This window comes from Bradyrhizobium sp. SZCCHNS3016 (genome assembly GCF_032484535.1).
Classification (GTDB): Bacteria; Pseudomonadota; Alphaproteobacteria; order Rhizobiales; family Xanthobacteraceae; genus Bradyrhizobium.
Genome location: NZ_JAUETE010000005.1, coordinates 302196 through 318134, shown reverse-complemented (window position 1 = coordinate 318134; position 15939 = coordinate 302196). Strand labels below are relative to the sequence as shown.

The 15939-nt window shown below is 65.4% G+C and carries 16 protein-coding genes; 9 read left to right on the top strand and 7 right to left on the bottom strand.

The genetic code is table 11. The features are described from left to right. From QW881_RS13240 to QW881_RS13215, 6 genes are all read right to left on the bottom strand, one after another. Positions 1-1803 (bottom strand): gamma-glutamyltransferase family protein, encoded by a 1803-nt coding sequence (locus QW881_RS13240; protein WP_315757809.1) that lies wholly within the window; start codon positions 1801-1803, stop codon positions 1-3. 147 nt (positions 1804-1950) lie between these two features. Next, positions 1951-2946 carry an oligopeptide/dipeptide ABC transporter ATP-binding protein gene (locus QW881_RS13235; protein WP_315737199.1) on the bottom strand — a complete coding sequence of 332 codons (996 nt, stop codon included), beginning with the start codon at positions 2944-2946 and terminating at the stop codon, positions 1951-1953. Beyond that, positions 2943-3926: an ABC transporter ATP-binding protein gene (locus tag QW881_RS13230; protein WP_316158372.1), complete on the bottom strand. Its 984-nt coding sequence runs from the start codon at positions 3924-3926 to the stop codon at positions 2943-2945. Before QW881_RS13230 ends, QW881_RS13235 begins: the two co-directional genes overlap by 4 nt. 34 nt (positions 3927-3960) lie before the next feature. After that, the gene (locus QW881_RS13225) at positions 3961-4926 is read right to left on the bottom strand and encodes an ABC transporter permease (protein ID WP_315757807.1); all 966 of its coding nucleotides are present in this window, start codon (positions 4924-4926) and stop codon (positions 3961-3963) included. Positions 4927-4928: 2 nt separating this feature from the next. Continuing rightward, positions 4929-5909: an ABC transporter permease gene (locus QW881_RS13220; RefSeq protein ID WP_315737202.1), complete on the bottom strand. Its 981-nt coding sequence runs from the start codon at positions 5907-5909 to the stop codon at positions 4929-4931. 108 nt (positions 5910-6017) lie between these two features. Then, on the bottom strand, positions 6018-7613 hold the full coding sequence (locus QW881_RS13215; protein ID WP_315757806.1) for an ABC transporter substrate-binding protein: 1596 nt from the start codon (positions 7611-7613) through the stop codon (positions 6018-6020). Between the two features lie 525 nt (positions 7614-8138). Between QW881_RS13215 and QW881_RS13210 the strand changes: the two genes are divergently transcribed. Together QW881_RS13210 and QW881_RS13205 are read left to right on the top strand one after the other, a co-directional pair. Next, positions 8139-8399: a DUF6489 family protein gene (locus QW881_RS13210; protein ID WP_315757805.1), complete on the top strand. Its 261-nt coding sequence runs from the start codon at positions 8139-8141 to the stop codon at positions 8397-8399. 139 nt (positions 8400-8538) lie between these two features. Further along, positions 8539-9543: an alpha/beta hydrolase gene (locus QW881_RS13205; RefSeq protein WP_315757804.1), complete on the top strand. Its 1005-nt coding sequence runs from the start codon at positions 8539-8541 to the stop codon at positions 9541-9543. A gap of 109 nt (positions 9544-9652) precedes the next feature. Here the strand turns inward: QW881_RS13205 and QW881_RS13200 are convergent, their stop codons facing one another. After that, entirely contained in the window at positions 9653-10573 is a 921-nt protein-coding gene (locus QW881_RS13200; protein ID WP_315757803.1) for an alpha/beta hydrolase, read from the bottom strand. A gap of 146 nt (positions 10574-10719) precedes the next feature. Here QW881_RS13200 and QW881_RS13195 point away from each other — a divergent pair, with 146 nt between their 5' ends. From QW881_RS13195 to paaD, 7 genes are all read left to right on the top strand, one after another. Continuing rightward, on the top strand, positions 10720-11490 hold the full coding sequence (locus tag QW881_RS13195; protein WP_315757802.1) for a hypothetical protein: 771 nt from the start codon (positions 10720-10722) through the stop codon (positions 11488-11490). Between the two features lie 190 nt (positions 11491-11680). Then, positions 11681-12157 (top strand): phasin, encoded by a 477-nt coding sequence (locus QW881_RS13190; protein WP_315715766.1) that lies wholly within the window; start codon positions 11681-11683, stop codon positions 12155-12157. Between the two features lie 93 nt (positions 12158-12250). Then, complete coding sequence (gene paaX, locus QW881_RS13185) at positions 12251-13132, top strand: phenylacetic acid degradation operon negative regulatory protein PaaX (protein WP_315757801.1); 882 nt, start codon at positions 12251-12253, stop codon at positions 13130-13132. A gap of 78 nt (positions 13133-13210) precedes the next feature. After that, on the top strand, positions 13211-14200 hold the full coding sequence (gene paaA, locus QW881_RS13180) for a 1,2-phenylacetyl-CoA epoxidase subunit PaaA (protein ID WP_315757800.1): 990 nt from the start codon (positions 13211-13213) through the stop codon (positions 14198-14200). A gap of 14 nt (positions 14201-14214) precedes the next feature. Then, positions 14215-14502: a 1,2-phenylacetyl-CoA epoxidase subunit PaaB gene (gene paaB / locus QW881_RS13175; RefSeq protein ID WP_315737209.1), complete on the top strand. Its 288-nt coding sequence runs from the start codon at positions 14215-14217 to the stop codon at positions 14500-14502. Between the two features lie 133 nt (positions 14503-14635). Then, a complete protein-coding gene (paaC, locus tag QW881_RS13170; RefSeq protein ID WP_315757799.1) occupies positions 14636-15412 on the top strand; it encodes a 1,2-phenylacetyl-CoA epoxidase subunit PaaC in 777 nt (258 codons plus the stop codon). Next, positions 15406-15909 (top strand): 1,2-phenylacetyl-CoA epoxidase subunit PaaD, encoded by a 504-nt coding sequence (gene paaD / locus QW881_RS13165; protein WP_315757798.1) that lies wholly within the window; start codon positions 15406-15408, stop codon positions 15907-15909. The genes paaC and paaD overlap by 7 nt, the downstream gene beginning before the upstream one ends. The last annotated feature ends 30 nt before the right edge of the window (positions 15910-15939 follow it).

The following is a 15939-nucleotide window of genomic DNA, read 5'->3' as shown; positions in this document are numbered from 1 at the left end:
TTATCGTCCGGCCGCGTAACCCTGCATGCCCCGCGGATTGGCCGCGGCGCGGCGGCGGCGGCCCACGCGGGAGGCCGCGGTGAGGCGGCCCTCCGACCAGTCGGGGCCGACTTCGACCACATGGCCGCGGCGGCGCAGCTCCTCGACGGTCGCCTTGGGCACGCGGCCCTCGACCACGAGCACGCCGGGGCGCGCGGTGCGCGGCCAGAACGAGATCGGGAAGTGCTCGGAGTGCCACGCCGGCGCGTCGATCGACTCTTGCAGGTTCATGCCGGCATGGACGTGGCGCAGGAAGAACTGCGTGTTCCACTGATCCTGCTGGTCGCCGCCGGGCGAGCCCCAGGCGACGTAGGGTTCGCCGTCGCGCAGCGCCATGGTCGGCGACAGCGTGGTGCGCGGACGCTTGCCCGGCACCAGCGCGGCCGGATGATCCTCCTCCAGCCAGAACATCTGCGCGCGCGTCCCCAGGCAGAAGCCGAGCTCGGGGATGACCGGCGATGATTGCAGCCAGCCGCCGGAGGGCGTCGCCGAGATCATGTTGCCTTGGGAATCGATGATGTCGAAATGCACGGTGTCGCCGCGCACCTCGCCGAAGCGGCCGACGGTCGGCTCGCCCGAGCCCATTGCGCCGACGGCCTCGCGGTGGCCTTGGGCCTCGCGCAGCTTCACCTTGGCGCCGTAGCCGTCGAGCGTGCCGGGACGCAGCTCGAGCGAGGCCTTGTCGGTGATCAGCTTGCGCCGCTCGTCGTTGTAGGCATCGGACAGCAGCGTGCCGATCGGGATGTCGGCAAACTTCGGATCGCCGTAGAACGCCTCGCGGTCGGCAAACGCAAGCTTCGCCGCTTCGATCTGCCAATGGATGAAGTCGGGTCCGGTCGGATCGAGGCCGTCGAGCGCAAAGCCCTTGAGCAGTGCGAGCTGCTGCAGCAGCACCGGGCCCTGGCTCCAGACGCCGGCCTTGCACACGGTGTAGCGGCCGTACTCGTAGGTGAGCGGCGCCTCGATGGTCGGCTGCCAGCGCGCCATGTCGTCGGCGGTCAGCACGCCCTTGTGGCGCGAACCCGAGACGTCCATCACTTCCTGCGTCCGGCAGAAGCGGTCGATCGCCTCGGCGACGAAGCCCTGCGACCAGGCCTTGCGCGCGCGCTCGATCTGCGCGTCGCGATCACCACCCGCGCTTTCGCCTTCACTCAGGATGCGCGCGTAGGTTTCCGCGAGCTGTGGATTGGTGAACAGCGTGCCTGGCCTCGGTACCTCGCCATTGGGCAGATAGAGCGCGGCCGAGGTCGGCCAATGGGTCTTGAACAGCTGCTCGACGGTCTGGATCGTCGCGGAGACGCGCTCGACCAGCGGATAGCCGTCGCGCGCGTACGAAATTGCCGACTCCAGCACGTCGCGCAGCCGCATCGTGCCATAGTCGCGCAGCAGCAGCATCCAGGACTCGAAGGTGCCGGGGACGCAGGCCGCGAGCAGGCCGGTGCCGGGCACCATGTCGAGGCCTTCGCGCTTGTAGTGCGCAATGGTGGCGCCTGATGGCGCCGGGCCCTGGCCGCAGATGACCTCGGTGCGTCCGCGTCTGACGTCGTGCAGGATGATCGGCACGTCGCCGCCGGGACCGTTCAGATGCGGCTCCACCACCTGCAGGGTGAAGGCCGCCGCGACGCCGGCATCGAAGGCGTTGCCGCCGCGCTCCAGCATCGCCATGCCGACGGCGGTGGCCAGCCAGTGCGTCGAGGTGACGACGCCGAAGGTGCCGTCGATCTCGGGGCGGGTCGTGAAGGGATCGGGGTTGATGAAGCTCATTGCCGGCTTTGCCTATCCTATCGAGTCGCCGTCATTGCGAGCGAAAGCGAAGCAATCCAGGACCGTGGACGACGCCCTGGATTGCTTCGTCGCTTCGCTCCTCGCAATGACGACCCATTCAAATTTCGCCTCATCGCTCATCACAACTCAGGCCGGCACAGCGGCCGCAGCCGGCTGGTTCACCGCATGGCAGGCAACGCCGCCGATCAGCTCGGGCGCCTGCTGCCGGCACAGATCGAACGCGAGGGGACAGCGTGGGTTGAAGGTGCAGCCCGGAGGCGGGTTGATCGGGTTCGGGATCTCGCCTTTGACCGGAATGCGCTGGCGGCCGGACATCGACAGGTCCGGCACTGCGCCGAGCAGCATCTTGGTGTAGGGCATACGCGGATCGCTGAACAGCGTGCGGCCGTCCGCGATCTCGACGATGCGGCCGAGATACATCACGCCGATGCGGCTCGCCATGTGGCGCACGACCGCGAGATTGTGGCTGATGAACAGATAGGTCAGGCCGAACTTGTCCTGCAGGTCGCGCATCAGATTGAGGATCTGCGCCTGCACGGAGACGTCGAGCGCCGAGGTCGGCTCGTCGCAAACGATGAACTCGGCCTCCGAGGCGAGCGCGCGCGCGATGGCGATGCGCTGGCGCTGGCCGCCGGAGAATTCGTGCGGAAACTTCTGGCCGTCGTCGGGATGCAGGCCGACCAGCGTCAGCAGCTCGCCGACGCGGTCCTTGATCTGGCGCTCACCCTCGATGATGTCAAAGGCGCGGATCGGCTCGGCGATGATGCTGTCGACGCGGAAGCGCGGATTGAGGCTCGCGTAAGGATCCTGAAACACCATCTGGATGCGGCGGCGCAGCGTGCGCCGCACCTGGGCCTGGCGCGCATCGCTCATCGACACGCCGTCGATGATGACCTCTCCCGACGTCGGCGCCAGCAGCCCGACCACCATGCGCGCGACCGTGGTCTTGCCCGAGCCGGATTCGCCGACCAGCGCGAAGGTCTCGCCCTTCCTGATCCCGAAGCTGACGCCGTCGACCGCCTTCAGGAACTCCTGCGGCTGACGCTCGATCACGCGGTTGAGCCAGGGCTTCGAGACGTCGAACACCCGGCGCAGATTCCTGACCTCGACGAAATCGGTCATGCCGCGGTCTCCGTCGCGCGATCATAGAGGTGACAGGCGACCGCCTGCGTGCCTTGGCGCAGCGGCTCGGGCCGATCGACGCGGCAGCGGTCGAAGGCGAAGCTGCAGCGCGGATTGAACGAGCAGCCGGGCGGGATCGCGGACAGCTGCGGCATCGAGCCTGGGATCTGCACCAGCCGTTTCTCCTCGCCCGCGAGCGTCGGGATCGCACCCATCAGGCCCTTGGCGTAGGGGTGCAGCGGGTTCTGGATCACCTCCTGCACCGGGCCGATCTCGGCGACGCGGCCGGCATACATCACCGCGACGCGGTCGCAGGTCTCGGCGATCACGCCCATGTCGTGGGTCACCAGCATCACGGCGGTGCCGTGGTCGCGGCCGAGCCGCTTGATCAGCGAGATGATCTGCGCCTGCACCGAGACGTCGAGCGCGGTGGTCGGCTCGTCGGCGATGATCAGCTCCGGCTCGGCGCACAGCGCGAGCGCGATCACGACGCGCTGGCGCATGCCGCCGGAGAATTCGTGCGGATAGCCGTCGATGCGCTTCTCGGGCGCCGATATGCCGACCTCGGCGAGCAGGTCGATGGCGCGCTTGCGCGCCTGCTGGTCAGTGAGGTTGGTGTGGGTCTTGATGGTCTCGATGATCTGGTCGCCGACGCGATAGAGTGGATTGAGCGAGGTCAGCGGATCCTGGAAGATCATGCCGATGCGCTTGCCGCGCACCTTGCGCATCTCCTCCGGTGGCAGGTTGTCGACACGCAATCCTGAGAGCAGGATCTCGCCGCCGGAGATGCGGCCGGGAGGATCGATCAGCCCGATCACGGCAAGGCCGGTGACGGACTTTCCGGCGCCGGATTCGCCGACGACGCCGAGCACCTCGCCCTTGGCGATGTCGTAGGAGACGCCGTCGATCGCGCGCAGGGTGCCGCGCCGGGTCGCGAACTCGACCTGCAGGTTACGCACGGACAGAACGGGGGCGGTCATGAGCTCAAGCCTCGGAAGGACGCAATCACGCGGGTCATCGCAGTTTCGGGTTGAGGGCGTCGCGCAGCCAGTCGCCGAGCAGGTTGATGGCGAGGATCAGTCCGGCCAAAGCGATGCCGGGGAAGGCGACGATCCACCATTCGCCAGCGAACAGATAGTTGTTGCCGATCCGGATCAGGGTCCCGAGCGAGGGCATCGTTTCGGGCATGCCCGAGCCGAGGAACGACAAGGTCGCCTCGGTGATAATCGCCAGCGCCAGGTTGATGGTGGCGATGACCAGCACGGGACCGGTGGTGTTGGGCAGCACGTGGCGCAGCATGATGACGGGCGCGGGCAGGCCGATCAGCTGAGCTGCGGCGACGTAGTCCTTGTTCTTCTCGACCAGCACTGAGCTCCGCACCGTGCGCGCATATTGCACCCAGAAGGAGAGGCCGATCGCCAGCACGAGCACGACCAGCATGCTGAGCCAGTCCAGCCGGTTGCCGGACACCGACTTGGCGATGCCGTTGACCAGCAGAGCGATCAGGATCGGCGGAAAGGTGAGCTGGACGTCGGCGATGCGCATGATCACGGTGTCGACCCGGCCGCCGAAATAGCCGGCGATCAGGCCGAGGCCGATGCCAAGCGCGCCGGAAAAGGCGACGCCGAGAATGCCGACCAGGAGCGAGATCCGCAGGCCGTAGAGGATGGCCGAGAGCACGTCGCGACCCTGCTCGTCGGTGCCGAGCAAAAACGGGCTCTGTCCGTCGGCGGTCCATAGCGGCGAAATCCGCGAGTTCAACAGCTGCAATTGGGCCGGGTCGAACGGGTTCTGCGGCGACAGCAGCGGCGCGAAGATCGCCAGCAGGAAGAACAACAGCGTGATCACGGCCGCGGCGATCGTCAGCTTGGAGCGGCGGAAGGAATAGAACAGGTCGCTCGCAAGCGCACGCTTCAGCCGTCCGTCGGTGGCGCGCGGCGTCTCGACGGGAGTGGGATGAGGAAGGGCTGCGTCGCTCATGATCAGGCCGGCCGGCTGATGGTCGCGCGCAGGCGCGGATCGACCACGGTGTAGAGGATATCAACCACGAGATTGATGGTGACGAAGATCAGCGACACCATCATCAGGTAGGCCGCCATGATCGGGATGTCGACGTTCTGCACGGCCTGCACAAACAACAGGCCCATTCCCGGCCACTGGAACACCTGCTCGGTGATGATCGAGAACGCGATCACCGAGCCGAACTGCAGGCCGACCACGGTGATCACCGGCACCAGCGTGTTGCGCAGCGCGTGGCCGAAATGAATCGCGCGCGTGGTCAGCCCACGGGCGCGGGCGAAGCGGATGTAGTCGGTGCGCAGCACCTCGAGCATCTCGGCGCGGACCAGCCGCATGATCAAGGTCATCTGGAACAGGCCGAGCGTGATCGAGGGCATGATCAGCGCCTTCCAGCCTGAGACGGTGAACAGGCCTGATGTCCACCAGCCGAGCCTGACGGTGTCGCCGCGGCCGAACGACGGCAGCCAGCCCAGCGTGACCGAGAACAGATAGATCAGGAGGATGCCGATCAGGAAGGTCGGCAAGGAGATGCCGATCAGCGACACCATCTGGAACAGCTTGGCGAGCAGGGAGTCGCGGTGCAGCGCCGAGAACACGCCCATCAGGATGCCGAAGAACAGCGCCAGGATCGTCGCGCAGATCGCAAGCTCCAGCGTCGCCGGCATGCGCTCCTTGAGCAGATCGGAAACCGGCTGCCGGAACTGATAGGAGACGCCGAACTTGAACTGCGCTGCGTCGAACAGATAACGGCCGAATTGGACGATGAAGGGATCGTCGAGGCCGAGCGACTGGCGGATGCTGGCCCGTTCCGCGGCCGACGCGTCGATCGGCACGATCTGGCTCACCGGATCTCCGGCGAAACGGAACATGGCGAACGCGATGATTCCGACGGCGATCATGACGCCGATGGCCTGAATTGCTCGGCGAAGCGCGAAGGCGAGCATCTGATCCTTTCAGATCCTTCGAGATGCGGCGGCGCGTAGCACTTGCCGCAGGAAATGAAAAGTCCCGAAAAGCAGTTCTGCTTTCCGGGACTAGTCGTTGCGTGTGGACTACTCGGTCTTGGTGGCGAGGAACAGCAGCACGGCGTTGTCGGCGCGCAGCGGGATCTTCACCTTCTTCGAGACGCCCCAGGCCACCGCCTGCTGATGCAGCGGGATGTAGCCGTAATCCTTGATGCCGATCTCGAACGCCTGCTTGATCAACTGATCGCGCTTGGCGGTATCGGTCTCGACCAGGACCTTGTCGGTCAGGGCGTCGAACTCCTTGTTGCAGTAATTGCCGAGATTGGCTTCGCCGCGGGTGGCGTCCTTGGCGTCGTCACGGCAGCCCATGATGTCGTGCATCACGTTGTGGGCGTCCATCGACGACGGCGTCCAGCCGAGCAGGAAGAACGACGTGTTGTAGCCGCCGGGCTTCAGTACCTTGGCGAAGTACTGCGCCTTGGGCTGCGCATTGAGGTTCACCTTGACGCCAATGCGCGCGAGCATGCCGACGACGGCCTGGCAGATCGCGGCATCGTTGACGTAGCGATCGTTGGGGCAGTCCATCGTGACCTCGAAACCGTCGGGATAGCCGGCCTCGGTCAGCAGCTTCTTGGCGGCGTCGGGATCATATTTCGGCCGGGTGAAGTCCTTCGACAGCGCATAGAGCTGCGGCGCGATCATCAGCGCCGACGGCGTCGACAGGCCGCGCATGACGCGGGTCTTGATCAGCTCGATGTCGATGGCCTTGTAGAAGGCCTCGCGGACGCGGATGTCCTTGAACGGGTTCTTGCCCTTGACGTTGGAGTACAAGAGCTCGTCGCGCGTCTCGTCCATGCCAAGGAAGATCGTGCGCAGCTCCGGTCCCTTCAGGACTTGGGCGTTCGGGCTGGAATCGACGCGGCCGATGTCCTGCACCGGGACCGGCTCGATGATGTCGACCTCGCCGGACAGCAGCGCGGCGACGCGCGTGGCGTCGGAGGCGATGGTGGTGAACACGATCTCCTTCAGATTGTGCTCGGGCTTGCCCCACCAGTTCGGATTGACCTTGAACACGGTCTTCACACCGGGCTGATGGCTCTCGATGATGAAGGGGCCGGTGCCGTTCTCATGCAGCGCGGCGTAGCTCGGCGTGGTTGCCGACACCGGCGTCGGCGCGACCGAGTTGTTGTCCTCGCACCACTTCTTGCTCATGATGTACCACGTATCCCATTGCGAGATCAGGATGGGATTGGGGGCATCGAGCTTCACGTCGACGGTGTAGTCGTCGACCTTGATGAATTTTGCGTCCGGCGGAACGTTGGAGAGGAAGTTGGAGCCGGTGGCGCGGACGCGATCGGCGGAGAAGATCACGTCGTCGGCGGTGAAGGGTTCGCCATTGTGGAACTTGACGCCCTTGCGCAGATGGAAGCGCCAGCGGGTCGGCTCGGGCGTTTCCCAGCTCTCGGCCAGCGCGGGGATGATCTTCAGATCCTTGTCGCGCGCGGTCAGCCCCTCATAGACGTGAGCATGGTGCGCAATCGTGGTCGATTCCTTGAAGGTGTAGGGATCGAGCGATTTCAGGGTGCCCTGGTTGGCATAGCGCAGGGTCTGAGCCGAAGCCGGCATGACGGCGAGGCCGAATGCGACCGCTGCCGCGATGAGCAGGGATTTGCGTCCCGACATATGTCCAAATTCTCCGCGTTTGACGCTTGGTTTTTCGGCAGGCGCGATTGTGTCCGGCCTGTTTTGCTTCGAAGTTCGTGTTGTCTGCAGCGCCTCTTGCACGAACTTCAAGAAGCAACAAGACGCCGGGCGATATGCTTGCAAGTCTGATGCCGCGCCGGAATGAACTGATCCCGTTGGCTCTGGCCTGGCGGTGCGCCGTACGACCCGCGGCAGATCGATCCGAATATGTTGCCAGAGTTCAGCGGCGGCACACAAGTGCAGTTTGTTTAAGCCTAAACGATATGGTTATCCCCCCGCCGCCGCTGTGCAGCGCACGCGAGCGGCGGCTTCCGGGATGGGGCTGAGGGCTCGCCGGATTGACCATGTCCCGGGAATTGCGCACCTGCAGCAACGCGCCGCTTGCTAGAGGGGGGCCGGCGCGGTGATACTGGACAGCCCCTGCCGCGAGTCCGGGATGGTCTTCCTGGTGAAGGGAGCCCGGCCCGGGGCTGGCGTCGGGATGGTTCGAACAGCGGAGCGGACATGAAAGTCAATATCGAGATCGATTGCACACCGCTCGAAGCGCGGCAGTTTTTCGGACTTCCCGATGTCGGTCCGATGCAGGCCGCGGTCATGGACCGGCTGCAGAGCCAGATGACGAGCAACATCGACAAGCTGACGCCCGAAGCCATCATGCAGAGCTGGTTCACGTTCGATCCCCGCTTGGCCGAACGGTTTCAGGACCTGATGCTGACCATGACGGGCCTCGGCGGCAGCCGCTCGAACGACAAGAAGTCGGCCTGACGCGGCCGACGGCTGCACGGATTTCGCTTGCGCGGAACTCCGAAGAGAAGCGGCGTGACGTCACGGCATGGAGCAGGCTCCACGCCGACGCCGAAGACCGGTCGAAAAAGGCCGGCTGAACAGCTTCAGGGGAGGACGCATGACCGATCCGTCTTGGATGCCGGCGCTGCAGTTCGCGACGACCAACGGCATTCGCATGGGCTATTACGAGGCGGGCCCCGTCAGCGACCGGCCGCCGATGATCCTCTGTCACGGCTGGCCGGAACTGGCCTTTTCCTGGCGGCATCAGATCAAGGCGCTGGCCGAGGCCGGCATCCGCGTCATCGCACCCGATCAGCGCGGCTATGGCGCGACAGACCGGCCGGAGCCGGTCGAGGCCTATGATCTCGAGCATCTCACCGCCGACCTCGTCGGTCTGCTCGATCACCTGAAGATCGACAAGGCGATCTTCGTCGGTCACGACTGGGGCGGCTTCGTCGTCTGGCAGATGCCGCTGCGCTATCCGCAGCGTGTCGCCGGCGTCGTCGGCGTCAACACGCCGCATCTGCCACGCGCGCCCGCTGATCCCATTGCCATCATGCGCAAGCGGTTCGGCGACATGATGTACATCGTGCAGTTCCAGGATCCCGCACGCGAGCCGGACCGCATCTTCGGCAGCCGCGTCGGGGAGACCTTCGATGCCTTCATGCGCAAGCCGCTGCCGCGCAGCGATGCGCCGCCGACGGAGCCGCCGGCCGGCGGGATCGCAGCCTCGCCATCGCTCAACCTGGCGTTCCCGCAGATGATTGCGGCCTATGACGCCGCCAAGGACACGCGGCAGCCGATCCTGTCGGAGGCGGAGAAGCAGGTGTTCGTCGACACCTTCACACGCACCGGCTTCACCGGCGGCATCAACTGGTATCGCAACATGACGCGGAACTGGCGGCGCTCGGAAGGGCTCGATCATACGGTGCGGGTGCCGGCACTGATGATCATGGCGGAGAACGACGCCGTGCTGCCGCCCTCGGCCGCCGACGGCATGGAGAAGCTGGTGCCGGACCTGGAGAAACATCTCGTCCGCGACAGCGGCCATTGGACGCAGCAGGAGCAGCCCGCAGAGGTCAGCGCCAAGCTGATCGAATGGCGGCGGCGACGGTTCGGTTGAAGAACGGCCGAGGCAGATTGCACGTCCGAGTGAGAGGCTGCGGCCGAGCCAAACAACAACAAACAACAACAGGTGTCGTCAAGCCTGCCGACGCAGCGCGTCGGCTCTCCTAAGCCGCCTGCGCATTCGCGCCGTGCGCGTGCTCGGCGATTGCGTCGATGATCTGCGGCCACATCGGCCGCGGAGTGGCGTGACCCATGCCGTCGATCATCAGGAGCTTGGCATTCGGAATCGACTCCGCCGTGTCCTTGCCCGCGGTGGGATGGACCAGCGGGTCGACCTTGCCGTGGATCACGAGTGTCGGCGCCGTCACCAGATGCAGCCGCGGCTTGCGGCTGCCGGAGGCCAGAATCGCGCGCAACTGACGTCCGACGCCGGCGGGATTGATGCCGCGCGCGAAGCAGCGTTCGGCGAGCGCCACGTCACTTGCCTCGTCCTCGGGAAATGAGCCGACGCGCAGCGCCTTCCAGGTCTTCTGGAAGCGCTTGATGTACTCGTCCTTGGTCTTCGGCGGCGGCGCCATCAGCAGCATCGCGACCTCGCGCGTCGGCGGCGGGATGCGCGGATTGCCGGTCGTCGACATGATCGACGTCAGCGAGCGCACGCGATGCGGAAAGGAGATCGCGATCTCCTGTGCGATCATGCCGCCCATCGAGGCGCCGACCAGATGCGCCGACTTGATGTCGAGCGCGTCCATCAGGCCGACCGTGTCCTTGGCCATGTCGAGCAGCTTGTAGGGCGCGGAGACGGGAATGTTGAAGAAGCGCAGCTTGATCAGCTCGAACGGCGTCAACCGGCGACCGCCATGCAGCTTGCTCGATTGGCCGATGTCGCGGTTGTCGAAGCGGATCACGCGGAAGCCGCGGCTTGCGAGCTGTTCGCAGAACTCATCATACCAGATGATCATCTGCCCGCCGAGGCCCATGATCAACACGAGGGGAGGGGCAGCCGGGTCGCCGAAGATCTCATAGCAGATGTCGATACCGTTGGCGCGCACAGTCTGCGGCAGCTGATGAGCAGTTGCAGTCACTTGATCCCTCGTTCAAAGCCTTGGAACCCTCTATGGCATGGGTCTGTTGCTTGAGAGAAGCAAGCTACAAGTTCTCCCGCACCGCAACGAAGGCATGCTATGATAGGTTGTGTTTGAGTCTTGTGTTGGTCTGAAGGAGCGTGCCGATGGCGAACAAATCCGGCGACCCGATCGCATTCTGGCAGCAGATGGTCGGTGAGATGCAGAGGAGCTTCAGCGCCTTCACGCGGCTGCGCCCGATGGGCGTGACGCCCCGTCCATCCTCCAATGATCCCGCAACTGGTTCAGGAAACGGACAGAAGCCCATGGTCGATCTGATGGAAAACTACTTCGCCGGCATGAACGTGCCGAGCCGTGGTCAGCTCACCGCCTTGAATGAGCGGCTCGCCTCCATCGAGGGTGAGCTGGCGGAGACACGGGCGCTGTTGAAGGAGCTGCTGGCTTCCACACAGGTGCCTGCGAAGGCGCCCGCCGATCCCGCTCCGCAGTTGAACGAGATCAAGAGCATGCTCGATTCGCTTCTCTCCGCGTCCAAGGCGGCCGCGCCAGTCGTGGCGCCGCCGCGCGACGTCACGCCGGACTTGAAGGGGATCAAGGACTTGCTCAACGAGCTTCTTGCCGCAACCAAGGCTCCGCAACCGGCGGCGAAACCCGCCGTCGACGTCACGCCTCAGTTGAGCGAGATCAAAGCATTGCTCGACCAGACGCTGAACGCTGCCAAAACACCCGATCCGTCACCGACAGTCGCGATCGAGGCAGAGTTGCGCGAGATCCGGGCCATGCTCGACACGATGAAGCCGTCGCAGCCGGTCGACGCCGCGCCCAAGGCTGATGAGGCGGCTCCAAAGCCGGCCGAGGCGGCCCGGCCGGGGAAGAACCGCAACAAAAAGCACGGCGGCGCCCCTGCCGAGCACTGAGGTTCGGTCCGAACGTTCCGACGTGCGGCGGGTCGCTCTGAGGTGGCGAGTCCTTTTGTCCCAGCCCAGAATGGTGCATTGCAACATTTATGTTGCGGCGCACCATTCGGAATGATATAGCTGAGTCACTCCGGTTTCATAAGGGACGGAGTGAGCCCATAGCTCAGAACCATTGAGGATGGAGACAGCCATGACCACCGAGACCAATACCGTGTTCGACACCGTCAAGGATGCCTTTGCACCGGTGACCGACGCGTTCAAGAACCTGCAGACGATGGAAGTGCCGGAGTCCGCGCGGGAGTTCGTCAAGAAGACCGCGTCGACCGCCAAGGAGCGCGCTGCGGAGGCCCTCGCTGGCTCCGAGAAGGTGACGTCGGCGATCGAGACCGCTGTGTTCGACGGCGTGACCGAGGCCGGCAAGATCAGCCGCAACATTCAGCAGGCGCTGTATCAGGACACCGAGGCCTTCTTCGACGGCATCGACCGGCTGGCGTCCGCCAAGTCGATCAGCGAGGCTGTCCAGATCCAGGGTGAGCTGGCCCGTGCCCGTGGCGAGGCGCTGGTCGCCCGAGCCAAGTCGACCAGCGAGTATGTCGGCAAGCTCGTCACCGAGGGTGCCAAGCTCGCCCAGGAGAACATGGCCAAGGCCTACAACAAGACCGCCTGAGCGCGTCTCGCGCGTCAGACGATCAACCTGCAAGGCCCGCATCGTGCGGGCCTTTTCTTTTGCGATCGGGTGAAACCGGCTAAAGCCTTCGCCATGCCGCAGACGCTGTCCCGGATCGTCCATCAGCTCAAGAGCGAGCCGTCGCGTACGGGGTCGCTGATCATCACCGTGTTCGGCGACGCCATCGTACCGCGGGGCGGCAGCGTTTGGCTCGGCACCTTGCTCGCCTTCTTCGAAGGGCTGGCCATCGACGGCAGCGTGGTGCGCACGGCGATGTCGCGGCTGACGGCGGAAGGCTGGTTCGAGCGCACCAGAATAGGCCGCAACAGCTTCTATCGCCTGACCCGGCGCGGCGAGCAGACCTTCGCCGGTGCCACCCGCCACATCTACGATTCGCCGCCGGCGGAATGGAACGGCAGCTTCGAACTGCTGCTCATCGGCAGCGCCGATGATCGCGAGCAGGCGCGCGCCGCCCTGCGCGAGGCCGGTTTCGGCAGCCCGCTGCCCGGCGTGTTCGTGGCCCCCGCGAGCATCGCCGTCCCTGACGCTGTGGAGGGGGCCATCCGCCTGCAGGCGTCGGCCGGCTCCGACATGGCACGGCGGCTGGTGGCCGAGAGTTGGGCGCTGGAGCGGACGGCGGAGGCGTACCGCAAGTTCACCGCCTCCTTTGCGCCGCTCAAGGACAGCATCGCGCGCGGCGAGGCGCTCTCCGCCGGCCAGGCCTTCACCGCGCGGATTCTGCTGATCCACCACTACCGGCGCATCGTGCTGCGCGATCCGCTGCTGCCGGCCGAGTTGCTGCCGGGGAATTGGCCGGGACGGCAGGCCCGGGCGCTGTGTGGCGAGATCTATCGGTTGCTGCTGCCGGGTTCCGAGCGCTGGCTCGACGCCCATGCAACCAACGATCAGGGCCCGCTGCCGGAGGCCGGCGCGGCGCTGCAGCGGCGTTTCGCCGACGTGCATGAGGCACCCTGATATATTACAGAATTCGATTGCACGGATAAAATATCGTTATATATTGGCAGCAACCAAGTCCTGGGAGGACGCCGCCGCATGTACACGCAGGCGCTCAATTCGCCCGAGGAGGGCAGCTTCGCCGAGGACGCTGGACGCGCCTCGCGCTTTCAGGCCCGCATCGATGCCGAGGAGCGCATCGAGCCCAATGACTGGATGCCGTCGGCCTATCGCAAGACGCTGATCCGGCAGATCTCCCAACACGCCCATTCCGAAATCGTCGGCATGCTGCCCGAGGGCAACTGGATCACGCGCGCGCCGAGCCTGCGCCGCAAGGCGGCGTTGCTCGCCAAGGTCCAGGACGAATGCGGCCATGGGCTGTATCTCTACGCCGCCGCCGAAACGCTCGGCGCCTCGCGCGAAGAGCTGGTCGATGCGATGCTGGCCGGCAAGGCGAAGTACTCCTCGATCTTCAACTATCCCACCCTGACCTGGGCGGATATCGGCGTGATCGGCTGGCTGGTCGACGGCGCCGCGATCATGAACCAGATTCCGTTGTGCCGCTGCTCCTATGGTCCCTATGCGCGCGCGATGATCCGCGTCTGCAAGGAGGAATCGTTCCATCAGCGGCAGGGCTACGAGATCATGCTGACGCTCTGCCGCGGCACCGCCGAGCAGAAGGCGATGGCGCAGGATGCGCTGAACAGGTGGTGGTGGCCGGTGCTGATGATGTTCGGCCCGCCCGACCAGGCCAGCCAGCACAGCGACACCTCGACGAAGTGGAAGATCAAGCGCTTCTCGAATGACGAGCTGCGCCAGAAGTTCATCGATGCCACCGTGCCGCAGGCGCAGTATCTCGGCCTGACGATTCCTGATCCTGTCATGAAGCAGGACGAGCAGGGCCATTGGCGGCACGGCCCGATCGACTGGAACGAGTTCAAGCAGGTGCTGGCCGGCAACGGCCCGTGCAACCGCGATCGGCTGGCGGCGCGCCGCAAGGCGCATGCCGACGGCGTCTGGGTGCGTGAGGCCGCCGCGGCCTATGCAGAGAAGCGCGCGCGGCGCCAGATGGCGCAAGCGGCCGAATAGCAGGGAGGTCAGTCATGGCGACGCCGAACACGCCGTTGTGGGAGGTCTTCATCCGCAGCCGCAACGGGCTCGCGCACAAGCATTGCGGCTCGCTGCATGCGCCGGATGCGACCATGGCGCTGCAGGCCGCGCGCGACATCTACACCCGCCGCGGCGAGGGCCTGTCGATCTGGGTGGTGCCGTCGAGCGCGATCACCGCGTCCGATCCCGCCGACAAGGGCATGATGTTCGAGCCGGCGGAGTCGAAGATCTATCGGCATCCGACGTTCTACGAGGTGCCCGAGGAAGTCGGGCATATGTGATCGGCTGAGGATCTCAGCCGTCGTCATTGCGAGCGCAGCGAAGCAATCCAGACTGCGTGCTCGGATGAATCCCTGGATTGCTTCGCTGCGCCCGCAATGACGGAGTTCGTGGCGGGCTTATCGGATCACAACCATGACCGCACCCTCGATCACCGTCTCCGAAACGCCGCTGGTGCTCTACACCTTGCGCCGCGCCGACGATGCGCTGATCCTCGGCCATCGCCTCTCCGAATGGTGCGGCCATGCGCCGATGCTGGAAGAGGACATGGCGCTGTCCAACATGGCGCTCGACCTGATCGGCCAGGCGCGCGAGCTGTATGGCTACGCCGCCAAGGTGGAGGGTCGCGACAATGACGAGGACAAGCTCGCCTATCTTCGTGATATCAGGCAGTACCGCAACCTGCTGCTGGTCGAGCGTCCCAATGGCGATTTCGCGCATACGATGGTGCGCCAGCTCTTCTACGCGGCGTTCGCCGATCTGTATTGGCGGGGCATGATGGGCTCCACCGATGCGACCCTGGCGGCGATCGCGGCCAAGTCTGAGAAGGAATGCGCCTATCATCTGCGCCATGCCAGCGAATGGGTGATCCGGCTCGGTGACGGCACCGACGAAAGCCACCGCCGCGGGCAGGCTGCGATCGACGATCTCTGGGCCTATACGGGAGAGATGTTCAGTGTCGACGATGCGGAGCGCGGCCTGATCGATGCCGGCATCGCGATCGATCCGACGATGCTGCTGCCGGAATGGCTGTCGATCGTCTCGCATGTCGCGCGTGAGGCGACATTGGTGCTGCCGGAGAACGACTGGATGCAGCAGGGCGGCCGCGACGGGCGTCACAGCGAGCATCTCGGCCATCTCCTCAGCGAGCTGCAATACATGCAGCGCAGCTTCCCCGGTGCGTCGTGGTAGTCGCCGAATTGAGCCCGGCTGAGCTGCGCCAGCGTGCCTGGGAGGCGGCGGCGTCGGTGGTCGATCCGGAAATCCCGGTGCTGACGATCGACGATCTCGGCGTGCTGCGCGAGGTCGAGGTGGCCGGGGAACGGGTCGACGTCGCGATCACGCCGACCTATTCCGGTTGCCCGGCGATGAACATGATCGCGCTCGAGATCGAGCTGGCGCTGGAGCGCGCCGGCTTCCGCGAGGCCAGCGTGCGTACTGTGCTGTCGCCGGCCTGGACCACGGACTGGATGAGCGAGGAGGGGCGCCGCAAGTTGCGGGAGTACGGCATCGCGCCGCCGCAGCCGTCGAGCGGCCGGCGCGCGCTGTTCGGCGTGGCCGAGGTTGCGTGTCCGCAATGCGGATCCGTCGACACCGAGCAACTCGCCGAGTTCGGCTCGACCTCGTGCAAGGCGCTGTGGCGCTGCAGATCGTGCCGCGAGCCGTTCGATTATTTCAAGTGCCACTGATGCCGCCACATCCGTCATTGCGAGTGAAGC